17 protein-coding genes and 1 pseudogene are annotated in these 18,325 nt (G+C 36.1%); 8 read left to right on the top strand and 10 right to left on the bottom strand.

Translation table 11 applies throughout. From position 1 onward, the window contains the following. Positions 1-461 (bottom strand): annotated as a pseudogene (locus DRF65_RS27720) (prolyl-tRNA synthetase); the annotation flags it as partial. Between the two features lie 142 nt (positions 462-603). Between DRF65_RS27720 and proS the strand changes: the two are divergent. The 5 genes from proS to dnaJ all read left to right on the top strand — a co-directional run bounded on the left by proS (position 604) and on the right by dnaJ (position 7,010). Continuing rightward, on the top strand, positions 604-2,079 hold the full coding sequence (gene proS, locus DRF65_RS27715) for a proline--tRNA ligase (RefSeq protein ID WP_115973941.1): 1,476 nt from the start codon (positions 604-606) through the stop codon (positions 2,077-2,079). A 118-nt stretch (positions 2,080-2,197) separates the two neighbouring features. Then, positions 2,198-3,529, top strand: a complete 1,332-nt coding sequence (locus DRF65_RS27710; RefSeq protein WP_115973940.1) for an OmpA family protein — start codon at positions 2,198-2,200, stop codon at positions 3,527-3,529. Positions 3,530-3,642: 113 nt separating this feature from the next. Then, positions 3,643-4,980: an Nramp family divalent metal transporter gene (locus tag DRF65_RS27705; RefSeq protein WP_115973939.1), complete on the top strand. Its 1,338-nt coding sequence runs from the start codon at positions 3,643-3,645 to the stop codon at positions 4,978-4,980. A 272-nt stretch (positions 4,981-5,252) separates the two neighbouring features. Continuing rightward, positions 5,253-5,789 carry a nucleotide exchange factor GrpE gene (locus tag DRF65_RS27700; RefSeq protein ID WP_115973938.1) on the top strand — a complete coding sequence of 179 codons (537 nt, stop codon included), beginning with the start codon at positions 5,253-5,255 and terminating at the stop codon, positions 5,787-5,789. Between the two features lie 102 nt (positions 5,790-5,891). Beyond that, entirely contained in the window at positions 5,892-7,010 is a 1,119-nt protein-coding gene (dnaJ, locus tag DRF65_RS27695; RefSeq protein WP_115973937.1) for a molecular chaperone DnaJ, read from the top strand. Positions 7,011-7,268: 258 nt separating this feature from the next. Here dnaJ and DRF65_RS27690 read toward each other — a convergent pair whose 3' ends face one another. Further along, positions 7,269-8,153, bottom strand: coding sequence for a DUF808 family protein (locus tag DRF65_RS27690; RefSeq protein WP_115973936.1), 885 nt, complete (start codon positions 8,151-8,153; stop codon positions 7,269-7,271). 152 nt (positions 8,154-8,305) lie between these two features. Between DRF65_RS27690 and DRF65_RS27685 the strand changes: the two genes are divergently transcribed. Further along, entirely contained in the window at positions 8,306-8,791 is a 486-nt protein-coding gene (locus DRF65_RS27685; RefSeq protein ID WP_115973935.1) for a tetratricopeptide repeat protein, read from the top strand. 120 nt (positions 8,792-8,911) lie between these two features. Next, positions 8,912-9,781: an alpha/beta hydrolase gene (locus tag DRF65_RS27680; RefSeq protein ID WP_115973934.1), complete on the top strand. Its 870-nt coding sequence runs from the start codon at positions 8,912-8,914 to the stop codon at positions 9,779-9,781. 145 nt (positions 9,782-9,926) lie between these two features. Here DRF65_RS27680 and DRF65_RS27675 read toward each other — a convergent pair whose 3' ends face one another. The 4 genes from DRF65_RS27675 to DRF65_RS27660 form a co-directional block, all read right to left on the bottom strand. Then, complete coding sequence (locus tag DRF65_RS27675; protein WP_115973933.1) at positions 9,927-10,622, bottom strand: DedA family protein; 696 nt, start codon at positions 10,620-10,622, stop codon at positions 9,927-9,929. An 85-nt stretch (positions 10,623-10,707) separates the two neighbouring features. Further along, positions 10,708-11,820 (bottom strand): peptide chain release factor 2, encoded by a 1,113-nt coding sequence (gene prfB / locus DRF65_RS27670; protein WP_115973932.1) that lies wholly within the window; start codon positions 11,818-11,820, stop codon positions 10,708-10,710. Between the two features lie 192 nt (positions 11,821-12,012). Then, a complete protein-coding gene (locus DRF65_RS27665; protein ID WP_115973931.1) occupies positions 12,013-13,122 on the bottom strand; it encodes an NAD(P)/FAD-dependent oxidoreductase in 1,110 nt (369 codons plus the stop codon). A gap of 179 nt (positions 13,123-13,301) precedes the next feature. Beyond that, positions 13,302-14,651: an AAA family ATPase gene (locus DRF65_RS27660; RefSeq protein ID WP_115973930.1), complete on the bottom strand. Its 1,350-nt coding sequence runs from the start codon at positions 14,649-14,651 to the stop codon at positions 13,302-13,304. Positions 14,652-14,846: 195 nt separating this feature from the next. Here DRF65_RS27660 and DRF65_RS27655 point away from each other — a divergent pair, with 195 nt between their 5' ends. Beyond that, positions 14,847-15,485 (top strand): hypothetical protein, encoded by a 639-nt coding sequence (locus tag DRF65_RS27655; protein ID WP_115973929.1) that lies wholly within the window; start codon positions 14,847-14,849, stop codon positions 15,483-15,485. Positions 15,486-15,567: 82 nt separating this feature from the next. Here DRF65_RS27655 and msrB read toward each other — a convergent pair whose 3' ends face one another. The 4 genes from msrB to DRF65_RS27635 form a co-directional block, all read right to left on the bottom strand. After that, a complete protein-coding gene (msrB, locus tag DRF65_RS27650; protein ID WP_115973942.1) occupies positions 15,568-16,668 on the bottom strand; it encodes a peptide-methionine (R)-S-oxide reductase MsrB in 1,101 nt (366 codons plus the stop codon). A gap of 17 nt (positions 16,669-16,685) precedes the next feature. Beyond that, positions 16,686-17,135, bottom strand: a complete 450-nt coding sequence (locus DRF65_RS27645) for a DUF417 family protein (protein WP_115973928.1) — start codon at positions 17,133-17,135, stop codon at positions 16,686-16,688. Between the two features lie 80 nt (positions 17,136-17,215). Then, on the bottom strand, positions 17,216-17,485 hold the full coding sequence (locus DRF65_RS27640; protein ID WP_115973927.1) for a hypothetical protein: 270 nt from the start codon (positions 17,483-17,485) through the stop codon (positions 17,216-17,218). A gap of 2 nt (positions 17,486-17,487) precedes the next feature. After that, positions 17,488-18,039: a sigma-70 family RNA polymerase sigma factor gene (locus DRF65_RS27635; protein WP_115973926.1), complete on the bottom strand. Its 552-nt coding sequence runs from the start codon at positions 18,037-18,039 to the stop codon at positions 17,488-17,490. Positions 18,040-18,325: the final 286 nt, after the last annotated feature.

The following is an 18,325-nucleotide window of genomic DNA, read 5'->3' as shown; positions in this document are numbered from 1 at the left end:
CCCCATGATAGGCTTGCACCCCAGCCCCAGCCACGGTTCCAGCCCCAATATGGAGAATATCCTCCATACCAGCCTCCAGGGTACCCCCAGGAGTTGTCATAGTAATTGGTTTGAGAACCTGCATACATTCCCCAGTCAGAGTTGGTAGCATTTCCCCAATTAGGATCTACATCACTCCAATCATTATATTTATTTTGCTGTTCTCTCGAATTCGCCTGTGCATTCTGAATCACATTGGAATCCTGATAGTAGTCGTAGTAGTCTCCTACTCTGTTTCCGCCACCATTAATGATAACTCCTTCCGGTAACGTATCCTTATTAGGGTCATAATATACCCCATCCGTCTCGCTATACCCTCCCATCTGAGCACCACAAGACATAAGCAATAATCCACCTGATATTGCTAATATCCCTTTAGATTTTAGCAGACCAAGCAAATTTTTATGTATATTTCTTTTCATGATAACGTAAAAATTTTTAATTTAAATTATATTTGCAATCTGTACCAAAAATGTACCAATACTGATTAAAAAATCTATCAAAAATAGATTTTTATTTTTAGATAACAATAATGTGCAAAAGTTAAAAAAATTTTAAAAGATAATGGCAAAATTAACCTCAAGAAGCGAAGATTATAGCAAATGGTATAATGAGCTGGTTGTAAAAGCTGACTTAGCTGAAAACTCAGGAGTACGTGGATGTATGGTAATCAAACCGTATGGCTATGCAATCTGGGAAAAAATGCGTGATGAAATGGATAAAAAGTTCAAGGAAACAGGTCACGTGAATGCATACTTCCCGCTTTTTGTGCCCAAAAGCTTATTTGAGGCTGAGGAAAAAAATGCAGAAGGTTTTGCAAAAGAATGTGCAGTGGTTACTCACTACAGATTAAAAACCGATCCTAATAATCCTTCAAAACTGATTGTAGATCCGGATGCAAAACTGGAAGAAGAACTGATTGTTCGTCCTACTTCTGAAGCAATTATCTGGAATACTTATAAAAACTGGATCCAGTCTTATAGAGATCTTCCTATCCTTATCAACCAATGGGCGAATGTTGTACGTTGGGAAATGAGAACCCGTCTGTTCCTTAGAACGGCAGAATTCTTATGGCAGGAAGGACATACCGCTCACGCTACAAAAGATGAAGCTGTAGAAGAGGCTGAGAAAATGAACAAAGTATATGCAGATTTTGCAGAAAACTTTATGGCAATGCCAGTAATTCAGGGATTAAAAACACCTTCTGAAAGATTTGCAGGTGCAGATGAAACCTATTGTATTGAAGCATTAATGCAGGATGGAAAAGCTCTTCAGGCAGGAACGTCTCACTTCTTAGGTCAGAATTTTGCAAAAGCGTTTGATGTAAAATTCACCAACAAAGAAGGAAAAATAGAACACGCATGGGCTACATCTTGGGGAACATCTACCCGTTTGATGGGAGCTTTAATTATGACGCACTCTGATGATTTCGGATTGGTACTACCTCCTACACTGGCTCCAATTCAGGTCGTGATTGTTCCGATCTTTAAAGGTGAAGAACAATTGGCCCAGATCAGTGAAGTAGCTTTAGATATTCAGGCTAAATTAAAAGCTAAGGGTATTTCTGTGAAATTTGATAACGATACTCAGAACAAACCGGGATGGAAATTCGCTGAATACGAATTGAAAGGTGTTCCGGTAAGAATTGCTATGGGACCAAGAGACCTTGAAAACAATTCTGTGGAAATAGCAAGAAGAGATAACCTGACTAAAGAAGTTCGTTCTATCGAAGGTATTGATGTTTATATTGAGGAGTTATTGAAAACAATTCAGCAGGATATCTATAACAAAGCATTTGAATTCAGAAAAAATAACATCACCAAAGTAGATACTTACGAAGAATTCAAAAAAGTTCTTGAAGAAAAAGGAGGATTTATCTATGCACACTGGGATGGTACAGCTGAAGAAGAAGAGCAGATCAAGGATGAAACGAAGGCTACGATCAGGTGTATTCCTCTGGATAATGACATCGAAGAAGGTATTTCTCTACTTTCCGGAAAACCTTCTAAGAGACGTGTGTTATTCGCAAAAGCGTATTAATAATTTTAACGATTTTAAAAAAAATCGTTAATTTTCAAAGAAATATTCAAAAAAAAATGACATTTGGACGGATTTTTGTTTAAATTTATCTCAACATTAATCAAAAAAATTTATTATTATGTCTTTAAATGTCATTGATTTAATTAAAGGACAATTAGGTCCCGCTTTGGTTTCACAGGCTGCATCACAGTTTGGAGAAAGCGAATCCGGTATTTCTAAAGCAATTGGTGGCTTATTACCTGCTGTAGTAGGTGGTTTAGCCAATAACGCAGACAATCCTGGTGTTTTGGATGCTATTACAAAAGCCTCTTCAAGTGGAATCTTAGGAAATCTATTAGGTGGATCATCTAGTAATCCTATCATCACCACTTTATTATCTTCTCTTTTTGGAGATAAGGTAGGTGGATTAGTAAATTCCATTGCCAGTTTTTCAGGAATCAGCAACAATTCTGCAGGTTCTTTGTTAAATCTGGTTACCGGGGCTACAGTAGGCACAGTAGGAAAATATGCAGCAGACAATAATTTGGGTGCTTCAGGTATTTCCAGCTTACTGAATGATCAGAAAGGCATTATTTCTTCTTTACTGCCGGCAGGTCTTTCTTTGGCTTCCTTTGGATTGGGAGCTGAAAATTGGTTCGGCCAGGCTAAGGAAACAGTTTCTTCAGTAACTTCTACTGCTAAGGACAACATCACTGAAGGTGTAGCTACAGCAAGAGAAAACGTGAGCGAAGGAGCAAGAAAAATAAGAGAACAATTTGAAAATAACAATAATAATAATCAAAGCGGAGGTTCAATCTGGAAATGGTTGCTTCCGCTTTTATTATTAATTGCAGCAGGATATTTCCTTTGGAAACAGTGTGAGAAGAAGCAAACCACAACTACAATGACTTCTACTTCAGACTCCACAGGAACATCTGTAGACACAGCTTCTGCAACAACTTCCACACCAGCTACCACAGCTACTCCTGTAGCGAAAACCGATGAAAACATCGATCTTAACGGAGTAATGCTGAAAGGATACAAAGGCGGTATGGAAGATCAAATGATTGGATTCCTTAAATCTGGAGGGTATAAAAATGCAGCAGATGATGCCGCATTAAAAGACAAATGGTACGATTTCGACCATGTAAACTTCAAAATGGGAAGTTCTACTGAATTAGAGACAGGTTCACAAGGCCAGTTGGATAATTTGGTAGCCATCCTTAAAGCTTTCCCTGATGCAAAAATCAAAATCGGTGGTTATACTGATAAAACAGGAAACGAAGCTTCTAATGTGAAATTATCTCAGGCAAGAGCTGATCACATCAAAGCTGCTTTAACAAAAGCAGGAGTAGGTGCCCAGGTTCTTGGAGCTGAAGGTTACGGAAGTAAATTTGCTACTGTAGACGCAAAAGCTTCTGATGCAGAAAGAGCTGCTGACAGAAAAATGTCTGTAAGATTCTCTAAATAATCTTTAGAATCAATAAAAATTGAATCCCGGAAATTACTTTCCGGGATTTTTTATGTTCTTATTTTTTGTGTTTACATTTATTTAATTAAATTTGTTAGTCATTTCTAACATTTATGAATTTCAATTTAAAAAACGCCTGGCGAAAAGATAAAACATCCCACTCTTTATCAGAAGTTTATTCTTCTATTAAAGTTCCTAAAAATGCCAGTTTTTGGAGAAAATACCTTGCTTTTGCAGGGCCGGGGCTTATGATTGCCGTAGGATATATGGATCCGGGAAACTGGGCAACAGATATTGCCGGAGGGGCCCAGTTTGGGTATACCCTACTTTCTGTCATTCTTATTTCCAATATTTTTGCAGTGGTTTTACAGCATTTATCCGTTAAGCTTGGTGTAGTAGCTGAAAGAGATTTGGCGCAGGCCTGTAGAGATCATTTCAATCCTACGACCAATTTTATTCTCTGGGTTTTCTGTGAAATAGCCATTGCTGCCTGTGATCTCGCCGAGGTCATCGGTTCAGCGATTGCCTTAAACCTGCTTTTTCATATTCCATTGACTTGGGGAATTGTGATTACAACTGTAGATGTGTTGGTCATTCTTTTACTTCAGGCCAAAGGATTCCGATGGATTGAGAGTATTGTGGGTGGGCTAATTTTCATAATCCTCGCCTGTTTTGCTTATGAAATCGTTATTTCTAAACCTGCTTTTAATGAAATTCTGGGTGGATTGGTTCCTCAAAAAGAGATTATTCAGAATCCGGCCATGCTTTATATTGCTATAGGTATTTTAGGAGCCACCGTAATGCCTCACAATTTATACCTTCACAGCAGTATTGTACAGACTAGGGACTATACCCGCGATACGGAAGGAAAGAAAGAAGCCATCAAATTTGCCACCTTAGACAGCACCGTATCATTGATGCTGGCTTTCTTTATCAATGCTGCTATTCTCATTCTGGCAGCTGCTACATTTCATACTACAGGAAACCAGCATGTAGCTGACATTCACGATGCATATCAGATGTTAACCCCAATTTTAGGGGCTTCAATGGCTAGTATTGCATTTGCAATCGCGTTATTGGCTTCCGGGCAAAACTCAACACTTACCGGAACACTTGCAGGCCAAATCGTCATGGAAGGTTTTTTAAATATTAAACTAAAACCATGGTTACGAAGATTGATAACAAGACTTATTGCAGTTATTCCTGCATTGATTGTTGCTATTCTTTATGGTGAAAAGGGAACAACAGAATTATTGGTTTTAAGCCAGGTTATCCTGTCTATGCAATTAAGTTTTGCAGTGGTTCCACTGGTCATGTTTACCAATGATAAGGCTAAAATGGGGGAATTTGTGAATAAACCGTTCTTAAAGGTTTGCGTATGGATTATCTCAGCGATTATCATTGTTTTAAACCTGTATCTTTTGTATCAGACATTTACAGGAGAACAATAGCAGATATAGGAATTCCTGTTATTCAAGATTCAGAGCAGGATGATTCTAAGTTCAAGGTTTAGCTTTTAAGATTGTCGTCTGTAAATCTAAAATTAGAGTTCATTCTCTTCTTTCTCAGTTTCTTGTCTTTTATCTATTCGTCTATTATCTCACTGTCTATTTGTCTCCGGTTAAAATAGTCAATTTATCTTCTATTATTTTTCTGCCTTAATGTCCTGTTTTTTCCTTTGGCAGAGTCTTTGCGAAACATTCATGTAAATAAATATTGAATTATGGAAAATCAGGATATTAACGAAGAAAGCATCAATAATCAAGAAGATAACAATGTTCAGAATGAGGCGACGTCTCAGGAAAATGTGACAGTTACTCCTTCTGCTGAGGAACTTTTGGCAGAAGAAAAAGACCGTTACATCAGATTATATGCTGAATTCGAAAACTATAAAAAAAGGACTTCTAAGGAGAAAATGGAATTCTTCCAATATGCCAATCAGGATATGATGGTTTCTATGTTGGGCGTTTTGGATGATTTTGAAAGAGCATTAAAAGAAATCGCTAAAAACGGAAATCCGGCTGATCTTCAAGGGGTAGAGCTTATCTATCAGAAATTCAAAAATAAGCTTACTGAAAAAGGACTAAAAGCAATGGAAGTAAATGCTGGCGACAGCTTCAATGTAGACTTCCACGAAGCTATTACTCAAATTCCGGCTCCATCAGAAGAACTGAAAGGGAAAATCGTAGATGTTATTGAAACAGGATATACTTTGAGTGATAAGGTAATCCGTTTTGCAAAAGTAGTAACAGGTAACTAAAATTCATAAATGATAAATGATGAGTGATAATGGATGAATATTTCACTTATTAATTTTTAAAATATCTTTTATCATTTATCAGTAATCAATTATATAATTGTCATGTCAAAAAGAGATTATTACGAGATTCTTGAGATCAGCAAATCTGCATCTGCCGACGAAATAAAGAAAGCATACCGTAAAATGGCCATCAAATTCCACCCGGATAAGAATCCTGGGGATAAGGAGGCTGAAGAAAAATTTAAAGAAGCTGCTGAGGCTTATGAAGTATTGAGCGACGATCAGAAACGTGCCAGATACGACCAGTTCGGTCACGCCGGAATGGGTGGAAATGGAGGTTTCGGAGGCGGAGGCTTCGGAGGCGGAATGAACATGGAGGATATTTTCAGCCAGTTTGGAGATATTTTCGGCGGTGGTTTCGGAGGATTTAGCGGTGGCGGCGGTGGTCGTCAGCAGGTAAAAGGTTCTAATTTAAGAATCAGAATCAAGCTGAACCTTGAGGAAATGGTAAACGGAACTCATAAAACCATTAAAGTAAAAAAAATGAAGATGGCAGAAGGAGCCACTTCAAAAATATGTCCTACCTGTAACGGTTCTGGTGTTCAGCTTAAGGTAATGAACACCATGTTTGGTCAAATGCAGACTCAGACCACATGTGGTACGTGTCAGGGAATCGGAAAGGTTGCTGATAAAATTCCTGCCGGAGCAAATGCTCAGGGTCTTATAAAAGATGAAGAGGAAATCACAATCAATATTCCTGCCGGAGCAAGAGACGGAATTCAGCTTAATGTAAGAGGAAAAGGAAATGACGCTCCGTTTGGAGGAACTCCGGGTGATTTATTAGTTATCATTGAAGAAGAAGTAGATCAAACGATCAAAAGAGAAGGCGATAACCTTCACCAGGAATTGTATGTTTCTTTTGCTGAAGCGGCTTTAGGAACGAAAAAAGAAATTCCTACCGTTGGCGGAAAAGTGAAAATCACGGTGGATCCGGGAACTCAATCCGGAAAAATCTTAAGATTAGCAGGAAAAGGTCTTCCAAGCATTGACAGCTATGGTAAAGGAGACATGTTTATTCACATCAATGTATGGACTCCACAAAAACTTACTAAGGAGCAAAAAGACTTCTTTGAAAAACAGATGTCCAGCGGAGAAATGGTTGCAGAACCTTCCGGAAAGGAGAAAACTTTTTTTGATAAAGTAAAAGATTTATTCAATTAAATATAGAAAGAGGCTTAGGCCTCTTTTTTTGTATAAAATTTAAGATTTGGATGTTCGCCAGTTAGAGGCCCGACAGAAAATAGATAGTCGGTACTTTACCTTTCGTCCGGGTAGAATTTAAAATTGTCTTCTAATTTTTCAATCATCATATCGCTCATATCTGGATAGTAAAGAAACGGTTATAAAATTACCCAGATCTTACATCAAAAAATCCTACATGTTTTTGATGCAGGATTTCTTATATATGGTGGTGATAGTTTATTTTTTTGCAACTAAAGAATACATTCCTTTTCCTAAAGTGAAGACAGCAACCGCTGCCAATCCGCCAACAATTCCAAGCATAAGCTTTTTCAAAACATCCGGCCAAGCTGGAAGTAATCCATGAAAAAATTCTATTCTATGTAGAAAAATTTCACCAGCAACCATTACTAAGGCAATTGTTCCTACAACTCCTAATATTTTAATAACAATAGGCAAAGCCTTCACTAATATATGCCCAAGCTTTCCAAAAAAACCTTTATCGTTACTTTTCTTTATTAATTTAAACCCTGCATCATCCATCCTTACAATAAGAGCTACAATTCCATAAACTCCAACAGTCGCAATAAATGCAACCAAGCTCGTTACTAAAATCTGTGTAATGAAAGGATGACTTTCTTCCAATACGGTTCCTAAAGCAATAATAACGATCTCGATTGATAAAATAAAATCCGTTGTAATTGCCGATTTTACTTTCTGTTTTTCTATTTCTTCTGAACTTTTTTCTTCTTCTACAATTTCCTCTATAACTTCATGCCCCTTTTTGTGACGATGAAAAAGAAATTCTATTATTTTTTCAACTCCTTCAAAGGCCAGATAGAATCCTCCAAGGATCAACACATAATTAATAGCCGGAGCATACAACCAATTGAGTAAAAAAACGATAGGAAGAATAATCAGTTTATTGATAAATGATCCTTTGGTGATAGCCCATAGAACCGGAATTTCTCTGGAAGAAAGAAAGCCTGTGGCTTTTTCTGCATTTACAGCCAGGTCATCTCCCAAAATTCCTGCTGTTTTTTGTGTAGCTATTTTACTGGTAACCGCTACATCATCCATCAATGCAGCAATATCATCTAAAATTGCAAAAAAGCCTGATGCCATATTTTAATGTTTTTTTAATCTCTGTTAAGTTCAGCAAAAATAAATATTTAATTCCATTTTCTGATTCATAATATGACAATAATTTTAAGAATGATGAGAATCACAAAGGAACTCCCCTTCAATAATTTATATCTTTGTTTAAAATCTATACAATGGATGAAAACTGGGAATCTCAATTACAAGATATCTGGCAGAAGCTTGGAACAATAAACAACGAAGAATTTATTCTACAACTTAAAGATCATATAGCTCTCCTTGTGGATTCACAAGCTATTGCAGATTTTGAAATAGCCTGTGCTTTTGACTCAACCGGACATGAAAAGGAAGCAGAGCCCTTATATAGAAGCGCATTAGATCTGGGGCTATCCGGCTTACGAAGGAGAAGAGCAAGGATTCAACTGGCAAGCACATTGAGAAATAATGGAAAAACAGAAGAAAGCATTCATATTTTGAGAGAAGAAAAAGCAAACTACTCTGATGAACTTAATGATGCTGTGGATTCTTTTCTAGCTCTTTCCCTTTCTTCAGCAGGGGAATATAAAGAGGCATTATCACTAACCTTAAAAGCAATTTCCCAACATTTACCCCGGTATAACCGATCTCTTTATAATTATGCAAATACTTTGCATAAAGAATGATTCTAAAAATTATTTTTTAATAAAAAGAAGCTATCCAACCGACTGAATAACAAAACAAAAACGGATACAAATCATATAATTTCACTAGATTTTCACCTTCTTTTTCTGTACATTTAATCTATGAAAAAGCTCATTCTCAGGTACCATTTTTTCGTTATGGGATGCGTCAGTTTCCTGCTGCAGTCCTGCAATACGAAATTCAGAGTTTGGGTAGGTCCTGATGGCCAGCAGAAGATCTATAACTTAAAATATGGAGAGCATAAAAGACAGAAAATGGATGTTTTTCTTCCTAAAGATTATGCTGTAGATTCTCCTGTGGTGCTTATTGTACATGGTGGAGCCTGGACGCTGGGGAAAAAAGAACATATGATCCAGATCCAGAAAATGCTTTTCCAAAATAAGATCCCAAGTATCAACATGAACTACCGATTGGTTTCTCAAAAGAAAAAGATCACTTATAAGCAGCAACTTGAAGATATTAGCCTAGTTGTTGAAAAGTTCAATTCTCTAACGGAAAAAGCGGAACTGCAACCTAACAATTATGTTATTCTTGGTGAAAGTGCAGGTGGACATCTTGCTTTGCTGTACGGCTATCAGCATCCGGATCAGATCAAAAAGATTATTTCTTTAAGCGGTCCTACAGATTTTTACAGTCCTGAATATCTGAATTCCTTTTATTCTAAATATACTTCACCTACTATTCAAAAGGTAGTGGGAACAAAGTTTGACCGTAAAAATATCTCTGAAGCTTTTAAGCAAGCCAGTCCTATTGCCAATATTACCGCTGTTCCTACTCTATTATTCCAGGGAAATCATGACTTTCTGGTCAACCAGCATCAGGGAATTTCTATGGATTCTGCATTAACCCGGTTGAATGTACCCCACAAATTTATCTTTATGGAAAGGACAGGTCATGTGCCGAGATTTTTCAGCAAAAGAAAAAGAGACAGTATTATTTACCCCAATATTCTGGATTGGATCAAAAAATAATCTATTAAGCCAACATAATAAACGAAGGTATACTTATAAATTTTATAGCCACAAATGTACCAATACAAGGATTCGTATATTCGTGGCTAATGAAAAAGGCTATCTCAAAGTGAGGTAGCCTTTATATTTTTAATAGGTTTGAATTCTATTCAAAGTCTTTGTTTTCGTATTTAGAGAAGTCTTCTTTCTTTCCGAACATGAATTTTATAATCACCGGAAGTGTTGTTACCAATACAATCACAATGATGATATATTCTAATTTTTCTTTCAGATTGATACCAAACTGCTCCATGAAAAGCTTATCAAGATAGTGTCCTGCAAAGATCAAAATAAATGACCATAGAACAGCTCCGATGACATTATCCCTCAAGAATTCTTTTTTATCCATTTTTACAATTCCTGCAACAATCGGAGTAAAGGTTCTCACAACCGGCAGGAATCTTGCCATGATAATAGCCAGTGCTCCGTGTTTCTCAAAGAAATCATGTGCCTGATAAAGATATTTCTTCTTAAACAACATTGAATCCGGTCTTTTGTACAAAGCAGGTCCGGCTTTTCTTCCAAAGTAGTATCCTACTTCATTTCCTATAATAGCAGAAAGTGCCACTCCGGAGGCAAGAATTGTTGTATCTAAGAAATCACTTCCTGTAGAACCAAAGGTCTCTTTGATGATTTCAACTGCGTAAATTCCTGAAACGAACAGTAATGAGTCTCCAGGTAGGAAAAATCCTACAAACAGACCTGTTTCAGCAAAAACAATAAATAAAATAAGCCAAAACCCTCCCATTTTAATATAAAACTCCGGGTTTAATAAATCCTTCCAGCTATTGAAATCTTCCATATATATCGATGAACAACAAAAATAGGTCTAAAATATCTGAAACAAAAATTAATTATAAGATTTTAACTAAAATTTCACATGATATTTATAAGTCAAGATCATCATCGGAAACTGCGGTCCCATCGGCCATCAGGAAAGCTTTAAGGAAAGGGGTAAGATTTCCGTTCATTACCGCGTCCACATCTGATGTTTCATGGCCTGAGCGTACATCTTTTACCAATTTGTAAGGATGCATCACATAATTTCTGATCTGGCTTCCCCATTCGATTTTCATTTTGTTAGCTTCAATCTCGTTTCTTGCCTTCATACGCTCTTCCAACTCCATCTCATATAATCGGGAACGTAAAAGCTGCATGGCTTTCTCTTTATTCTGAAGCTGAGAACGGGATTCTGAGTTTTCAATGATAATTCCTGTTGGAGCGTGACGAAGACGTACAGCTGTTTCCACCTTGTTTACGTTCTGACCTCCGGCTCCGGAAGACCTCATCGTTTCAAAGGAGATATCAGCAGGGTTGATATTAATTTCAATGGTATCATCTACTAAAGGATAAACATATACGGAAACAAAACTGGTATGACGTTTTGCATTGGAATCAAAAGGTGAAATTCTTACCAATCTGTGAACACCGTTTTCTCCTCTTAAATATCCGAAGGCAAATTCCCCTTCTATTTCAAGGGTAACGGTCTTTACTCCGGCTACATCTCCTGCCTGAAAGTTCAGTTCACGGATCTTGTACCCTTGTTTTTCTGACCACATGGTATACATTCTCATCAGCATGGATGCCCAGTCACAACTTTCTGTCCCTCCGGCTCCGGCAGTGATCTGAAGAACAGCAGAAAGCTCATCACCTTCATTGGAAAGCATATTTTTGAATTCCAGGTCTTCAATTTTTTCCACCAATTGTGGAAACGTTTCATCCAGCTCTTTTTCTGAATCAGGATCTTCTTTAGCAAAATCAGCCAGTACCTGAAGATCTTCAAACTGGGTATGAATCTCATCATAGCCTTCTACCCATTTTTTCTTGGAACGAAGCTGCTTCAGGAAAGCTTCTGCTGTTTTAGGGTTATCCCAAAACTCAGGAGCTGCTGTTTTTTCATCATCATTGGCAATTTCGATCTTCTTTTTTTCAATCTGAAGGTATTTGTGTAATTCTTCAATTCTGGATTGAACTTCTTTTATCTGGTCGTTGTTAATCACGATTCTTTCTTTTTTACAAAAATAAGGGATTTCTTTCAGAGTGGAAAACTAAGAGTTCAAGGTTTAAGGTTTGATGTTTATAGTTTAAGGTTGTATTCTTCAATATTCTAAAATCACTTCTCTTAAATTTCTTTTCCATCTCCTAATCATCGTCTCCACATTTATTACCTCTTCGTCTATTATTTATGCTCTCTACCTTATCATTTCTCTCACAATCTCCCCAATTTTCGGAGCCAATGCCACTCCCATTCCGGAAAGTCTTACTGCACAAAACTGTCTGTCTGAAATCTGCTTCACAATAGGTGTTTTTTCATTCCCCATAGCCATAATTCCTGACCAGCGAAGAGCAATTTTGAATTCCTGATTAGGAAGAATTACTTCTTTTAAAAAGTTTTCCAGATGGTTTTGAAGGAATTCTGTGGTTTCAAAAGCTGTTGTTTCTTCCGTCTTAAAATCCTGATTTCTTCCGCCACCCAACAATATGCGGTTTCCTAAGTTCCTGAAATAATAAAATCCTTCATCATAATGAAAAGTACCCTTTAATTTTAAATTTTGTATAGGTTCAGTAAGGAGAATCTGGCCTCTTGCAGGAATGATATTTTTTTTCTCCAAAAACTTTGAACTAAATGCATTGGTACAATAAATTAACTGATCTGCTTTTACAGTGAGATTTTCTGAAAGATCAACATTTACTTCATCCGAAGTTTCCTCAATATTTTTAACTTCAGTTCCAAACAAAAACTCAACTTTCAATTCATAGCATCTTTCCAAAAGCTTCTGTAGTAACTTTCCGGAATGCAGACTTCCCTCACATGGGTTTTCAATCAAAAACTGGGATTTACCCAACCCAAATTCTTTTATTTTATTCTGATTCAAAGAGTAAGTTTCCTGAAGGCCTGTTATTGATCGCAGTTTTTCATTAACTTCGTTTATATGGAGTAAAGGTTCATCATTATTCAAAATTTCGTACCCTCCGCTGAGTTCAAAATCTATTTCTTCATTTTTAAAATATCGTCTGATCTTCTGAAGACCTTCAAACCTCATTGTAACAAGATTCAATGTTTTTTCCCAGCCCATTTTCCGGGAATCAGCAATGACTTCTGTAAGGCTTCCAAAACAGGCAAAACCGGCATTCCGTGTTGAAGCGCCTAATGGAACAGCATTTCTTTCAATAATTAATACAGATTTTTCGGGAGATTTCTCTTTCATGGAAATCGCAGTCCAAAGTCCGGAGAATCCAGCTCCAATAATGACAATATCTCTTTTACGGTAGAAGGTTTCCTGTTCCCAGATGCTGATCATGAGTAATGGGTAATTAGTGATGAATAATTTATGAAATGGACGAAAAGATAATAGATGATAGACAGAGGGATGATAGATTGAAGGCCGGAGAAGTATCTAAAGCCTTAGTTTTTAGATTTTAAACTGTTGAAATACCACAATCTTAAACATTAAACTTTGAACCTTATCCCCAATCTCAGCTACTCTTCCTTCTCGCCGTTGTGATGAAAACCAATCTCCCGTCTGGGTTCTTCAACCACTTTATAAGTTTCAAGCTCCTTTCTTAAAGTCTGGATTCTAAACTGGAATTCGTCAAAATTATTGATGATAACATCTGCTAAAAACCGGGCTATCTGATCAAGATATTCTTCTGTAAGTTTTGCAGCAGCATCCCGTAAGGCTCCATTGATCAGATTCTGATCAATTTTAAGTTTTTCATTTCGGGTCCTTTGATAAAGGTTTTTGATCCGTTTCTTCAGACTTTGGGTAAAATCAATCAGCATGGTATTGCTAAAAACTTTCATCCTTGAAGAAACATCATGCCAGAAAGGTACTTTATCTGCTTTATTATTTTTAAGAATTTTATAGAGTAACGAATCTTCTTCAAGCCCTCTGGTCATCGCATATAAAATAATTTCCGAACGTTCTGATGCATTGGGCGGAAATATAGGAATCATGACATCAAACCTTCCGGGTGCTAAAATTTCTTCATCAATTTCTGAAACTGAATTGGCTGAACCCACCATTAATACGCCTTCTTTTTCAAATTTTCCGATATAATGAAGAATCAGTTCCTGCGCTTCAAGATTACAGGACGCAATATCATTATCTGCTTTCCTTTGCATCATAATTTCATCAAAATCATCAAGGAAAAGGAGCATTTTATTTTCCTTCATCATATTAAGAAGAAAATCACTGAAATTGATCTGATTTCCGTCAACCAATGAAGTTCCCAGATAGTGTTTTTTAACTTCTTTAAACTGATATCCTATGATTTCAGCAATTTTATTGGCCCAGAAAATCTTACCGCTTCCGGGAGGTCCGTACAAAATAATCCCTGCCGGCTTATTGATTCCCCAGTCTTTGATCTGCTGTGGATTTAAAAACGGTTCAAGCACTGCTGATGTATAGAAAAACAGATCTCTATATCCTATGAAATCTCTTTGCTGTAAACTGGTTTTATGCCCGAAATAGTCATATACGAACTGGTAATTTCCACCCAACTTGTTATCAATCCCATAGCTGGAAATCGAAGACTTAAAAAAGCCATTATCAAAAATATTAAGATTATTTTCTTTTATCGCTTTTTCAACCTTATCTTTAGGCTGATTGATCACTTCAGCAATCTGTTCCAGCGTTTTACTTTTGTCCAGGTCTTTTTCATATAATCTCAAAAAATCTAAATTTTCGCGGGCAAATTTTTCAAAGTCCTCCTTTACTTCAAAATTTGTAGTGATACAGTCTACTAATTCAAGATCAAAATCCTGTATAAACTGTTTGATTGCTTCTGCAGAGACATTCAGTTCTGCGGCGAGTTCAATTAGCTTCATAATTCCCTATTAGTTCTATCAAATTTAATATTTTAATCTTGAAAGTCTATGAAAGTATCAGAATTTAATATCATTTTAATGTAATTATTATCAACGCACCCACTATTTTCACTCAATTTTGTTAAATATTGAAGTTATTTGATCATTTACTTTTTCATTTTGACATTATTTTTTAATTTTATCAAAACGAAAGGGATGAAAAAAATATATTATGCACCGGGTTTAATCAGTGCTATACTGATACCCCTTTTATTCTGGTATTATGGAAATCAAAGGGTTCATCCTCAATATACCGCTATAGATTTGGGAATACCTGGCAAAATCATGCCCAAAATTCCTATACAATATACTTTTGAATTTGTGAGAAACTGGAATTATAAAAAGATTACCGTATCTCCTAATACTGCTTTACAGAATCAGGAATATTATATTTCTGAACTGAAAAAGATACAGACAAAGAATGAGAAAGAAACAGGAATTGAATTTATAATTAATGACGAAAATAGCTATCAGGACTTTATAACTCTGATTAATGTCATGTTGATTTCCAAGCAAGAGTCTTACACTGTTGATATGGAAAAGACTGGTCATGTGTTTGCTATTCATTCCTATAAAGATCCTAATAAAATAGAAAAAGACCATTATTTTCCTTGTGGTACCCAAGCTGCTACCATTCATTACAAAGAAGAAACTCAATACAAAGGTTTTGACAGATTAAAATCTTTCGCAGAACTTCCGAAACAGTCTTTTTATATAATTTTTGGCTTTATGCTTTTTTTAAATATATCTATGTTAAGTATTAAAGAAAACCTTCAGTTTCATAAAAAAGAATAATATTAGGGAAGTATATTAAAGGTATCAATCCCTGGATACAACTTAAGATAAAAGGCTGCCAAATGGCAGCCTTCCTTTCACATTACTTTTTATCTAACAACGGAAGATATTTTCCGTATCCTTTTGTTTCCATTTCAGCTTTGGGAATGAACTTCAGGGAAGCACTGTTGATACAGTACCGAAGTCCTCCCTTATCCTCCGGTCCGTCATTGAAGACGTGTCCCAAATGAGCATCACCGGTTTTACTTCTTACCTCTACCCTTGTCATTCCGTTCGTACGATCCATTTTTTCATCAATCAGACTTTTGGTAATCGGTTTTGAGAAGCTTGGCCAGCCACATCCTGATTCAAATTTATCTGTTGAAACAAATAATGGTTCTCCTGTGGTAATGTCTACATAAATTCCTTCACGGGTTTCATTCCAGTATTCATTTTGGAAAGGTCTTTCTGTACCGTTTTCCTGAGTTACACTGTATTGTTCTGCTGTTAATTTGTCTTTTAAAACCTTTTTATCCTGTTTTTGATAAGAGGTTGCTTTGGGAAGTGGATTTGCTTTTTTAGCCATTTCAAAAAGTCCCGGTTCAATATGGCAGTAACCGCCTGGGTTTTTATCTAAATAATCCTGATGATAATCTTCTGCTTTATAGAAATTTTTCAAAAGGACAGTTTCTACCACGACTGGCTTGTTGTATCCTTTTGCTAATTTCTGAACTTCTGCTTTTACCAAAGACTCATCAGCTTTGTCTGTAAAATAAATTCCCGTTCTATATTGGTCTCCTCTGTCATTTCCCTGTTGATTAAGACTTGTAGGATCAATGGTTTTAAAATACAGATCAATCAACAGTTTCAAATCTACCTGCTCAGGATCATACTTTACTTTTACTGTTTCCGCAAATCCGGTTGTATGACTTACCACTTCTTCATAAGTAGGATTTTGAGTTTTACCGTTAGCATAGCCAACCTCTGTCCCTACCACTCCACGAATCTGCTGAAAAAAATGCTCTGTTCCCCAGAAACATCCGCCTGCAAAATAAATTTCCCTGACATTCTTATTATCCATAATTTCCTGTTTTTCTTTTTTTACGTTTGTTTCAACGGGCTTATTCTTTTTAAAAAGCCCACTTCCGGCAGCAAAAACTGCGATACCCAGAATAATCCCGAGTACGATTAATATATTTTTCATATTTAGCTTTTTGTTCATTATTTATTTTTTTGTAAGATCATGAATCCAAATCCTAAAAGCATCAGATCCTTCAGTATAAAAAAATCTGTAACAGGAACTCCATCCACTATTTTCCACATTCCCGGAGTCGTAAACAAATAGCTTAACGTCACCAAAAAAGTAGCAATCATACCTATTCCTGCGTACTTTTTTAATACAGCAAATTTCGCACTAAATATCAGTAATAAAGCAATGATAATTTCTATCACTCCGATAAGATTTGATACAGTCTGGACGCTCATAATCTTATATACGAAAAAAGTTAAGAAATGGTTTTCCACCAAAGGTTTTATCGCTGAAGCTTCTGTTGGAGTAAATTTGAAAACCCCTATCCAAAGTAAGATGAGTGCCGCACCGAAAAGCGAAATATAATATCCGAGAGTGTACGCTGATTGATTGTTGCCTGAATTTTGTCCTGTTCCTGTCATTTTTTTAGATTTTGAATGAATACTTTTATTGTTTTTCAAAAGTATAGTCGGTGCTATTTCAAAATCCTGACAAAATTTTCTTAGAAATTTAGTTTTTCAATCATTTTATTTTTAAAATCCTGAATTTCAGATTCATTTATTTCTGCTTCTTTTTCGGCAAGAGTCTTTTTAAAAATCTTATCTAATAATTTCAGCTTTTCATTATAAACTTTACACCATTTACAGACGAATATATGAATGCTCAGTCTCCTGTTTTCTTTGGCAGAAATTGTTTGGGCACTACGTTTTTCCATCAGTAAAGTGGCTTCACTGCATGGTAAAAACAATATATGTAGGATTTTTTTTATCATCTCTATAATCTTGAAAACCAATTCACCTCCAGGCATTCTCTCAGTTGCATCCGGCTTCTCTGAAGGATCTTCCAAAGGTTAGTCGTAGAAACATTCAATTCCTGACTTACATCGGGTGCTTTTTTTTCTTCAATGTAATACATTTTTAGTAGAATTTTCCATCTGGCAGGTAATTCTTCGATACATTCTTCAAGCGTTTTATTAAATTCCTGATTGTCCAGAAGCTCAGATTCTGTTGAAACATTCCAATCGTTTAATACATCATTATTTTTCCATGATCCTGTTTCATCGAAAAAATGATCCAGCTTTACATTGGGTTCCGATTTGTATTTTTTTCGGTAAAAATCAGCAATTTTTCTCTGGAGAATGGCCATCAGCCAAGTGAGTGGCTGGCTTTTCCCTTCAAAGGAATCATAATTGGAAAAGGCAGCAATAAAAACATCCTGAACGACATCCTGAGCATCTTCTTTATTGGAAAGCATATATAACGCCTTCTTCAAAAGCGGTCCGGAATATTGATCTATCCAGCTTTTCAGAATTTCGTTTTTCATCATTGGAGGTTGTTTTTATCTTACTTCAGATCTTAACGAAGGTAATAAGTTAAATGGAAATGAACAAAATATTCTTGGAATGAATGTTTTTTGTTGGAAAACGCTAGGTCGCGATGATTTTAGATAATGAGTCTGTTTTTAAGGCGCAAGGATTTTATCTACGATAAAATTTTACACTGTTTTTAGAGTAGCCACGAATGCCTTTAGATTTGCAAAAGGATTTAGAAGTAAATTAGATAATAATTAAATACTGAAGAACCAGAGAAAATAAAGTGAACTAAACGAATGC

The organism is Chryseobacterium pennae (genome assembly GCF_003385515.1).
Lineage (GTDB): Bacteria > Bacteroidota > Bacteroidia > Flavobacteriales > Weeksellaceae > Chryseobacterium > Chryseobacterium pennae.
This window is presented reverse-complemented; position numbering and strand designations above follow the sequence as displayed.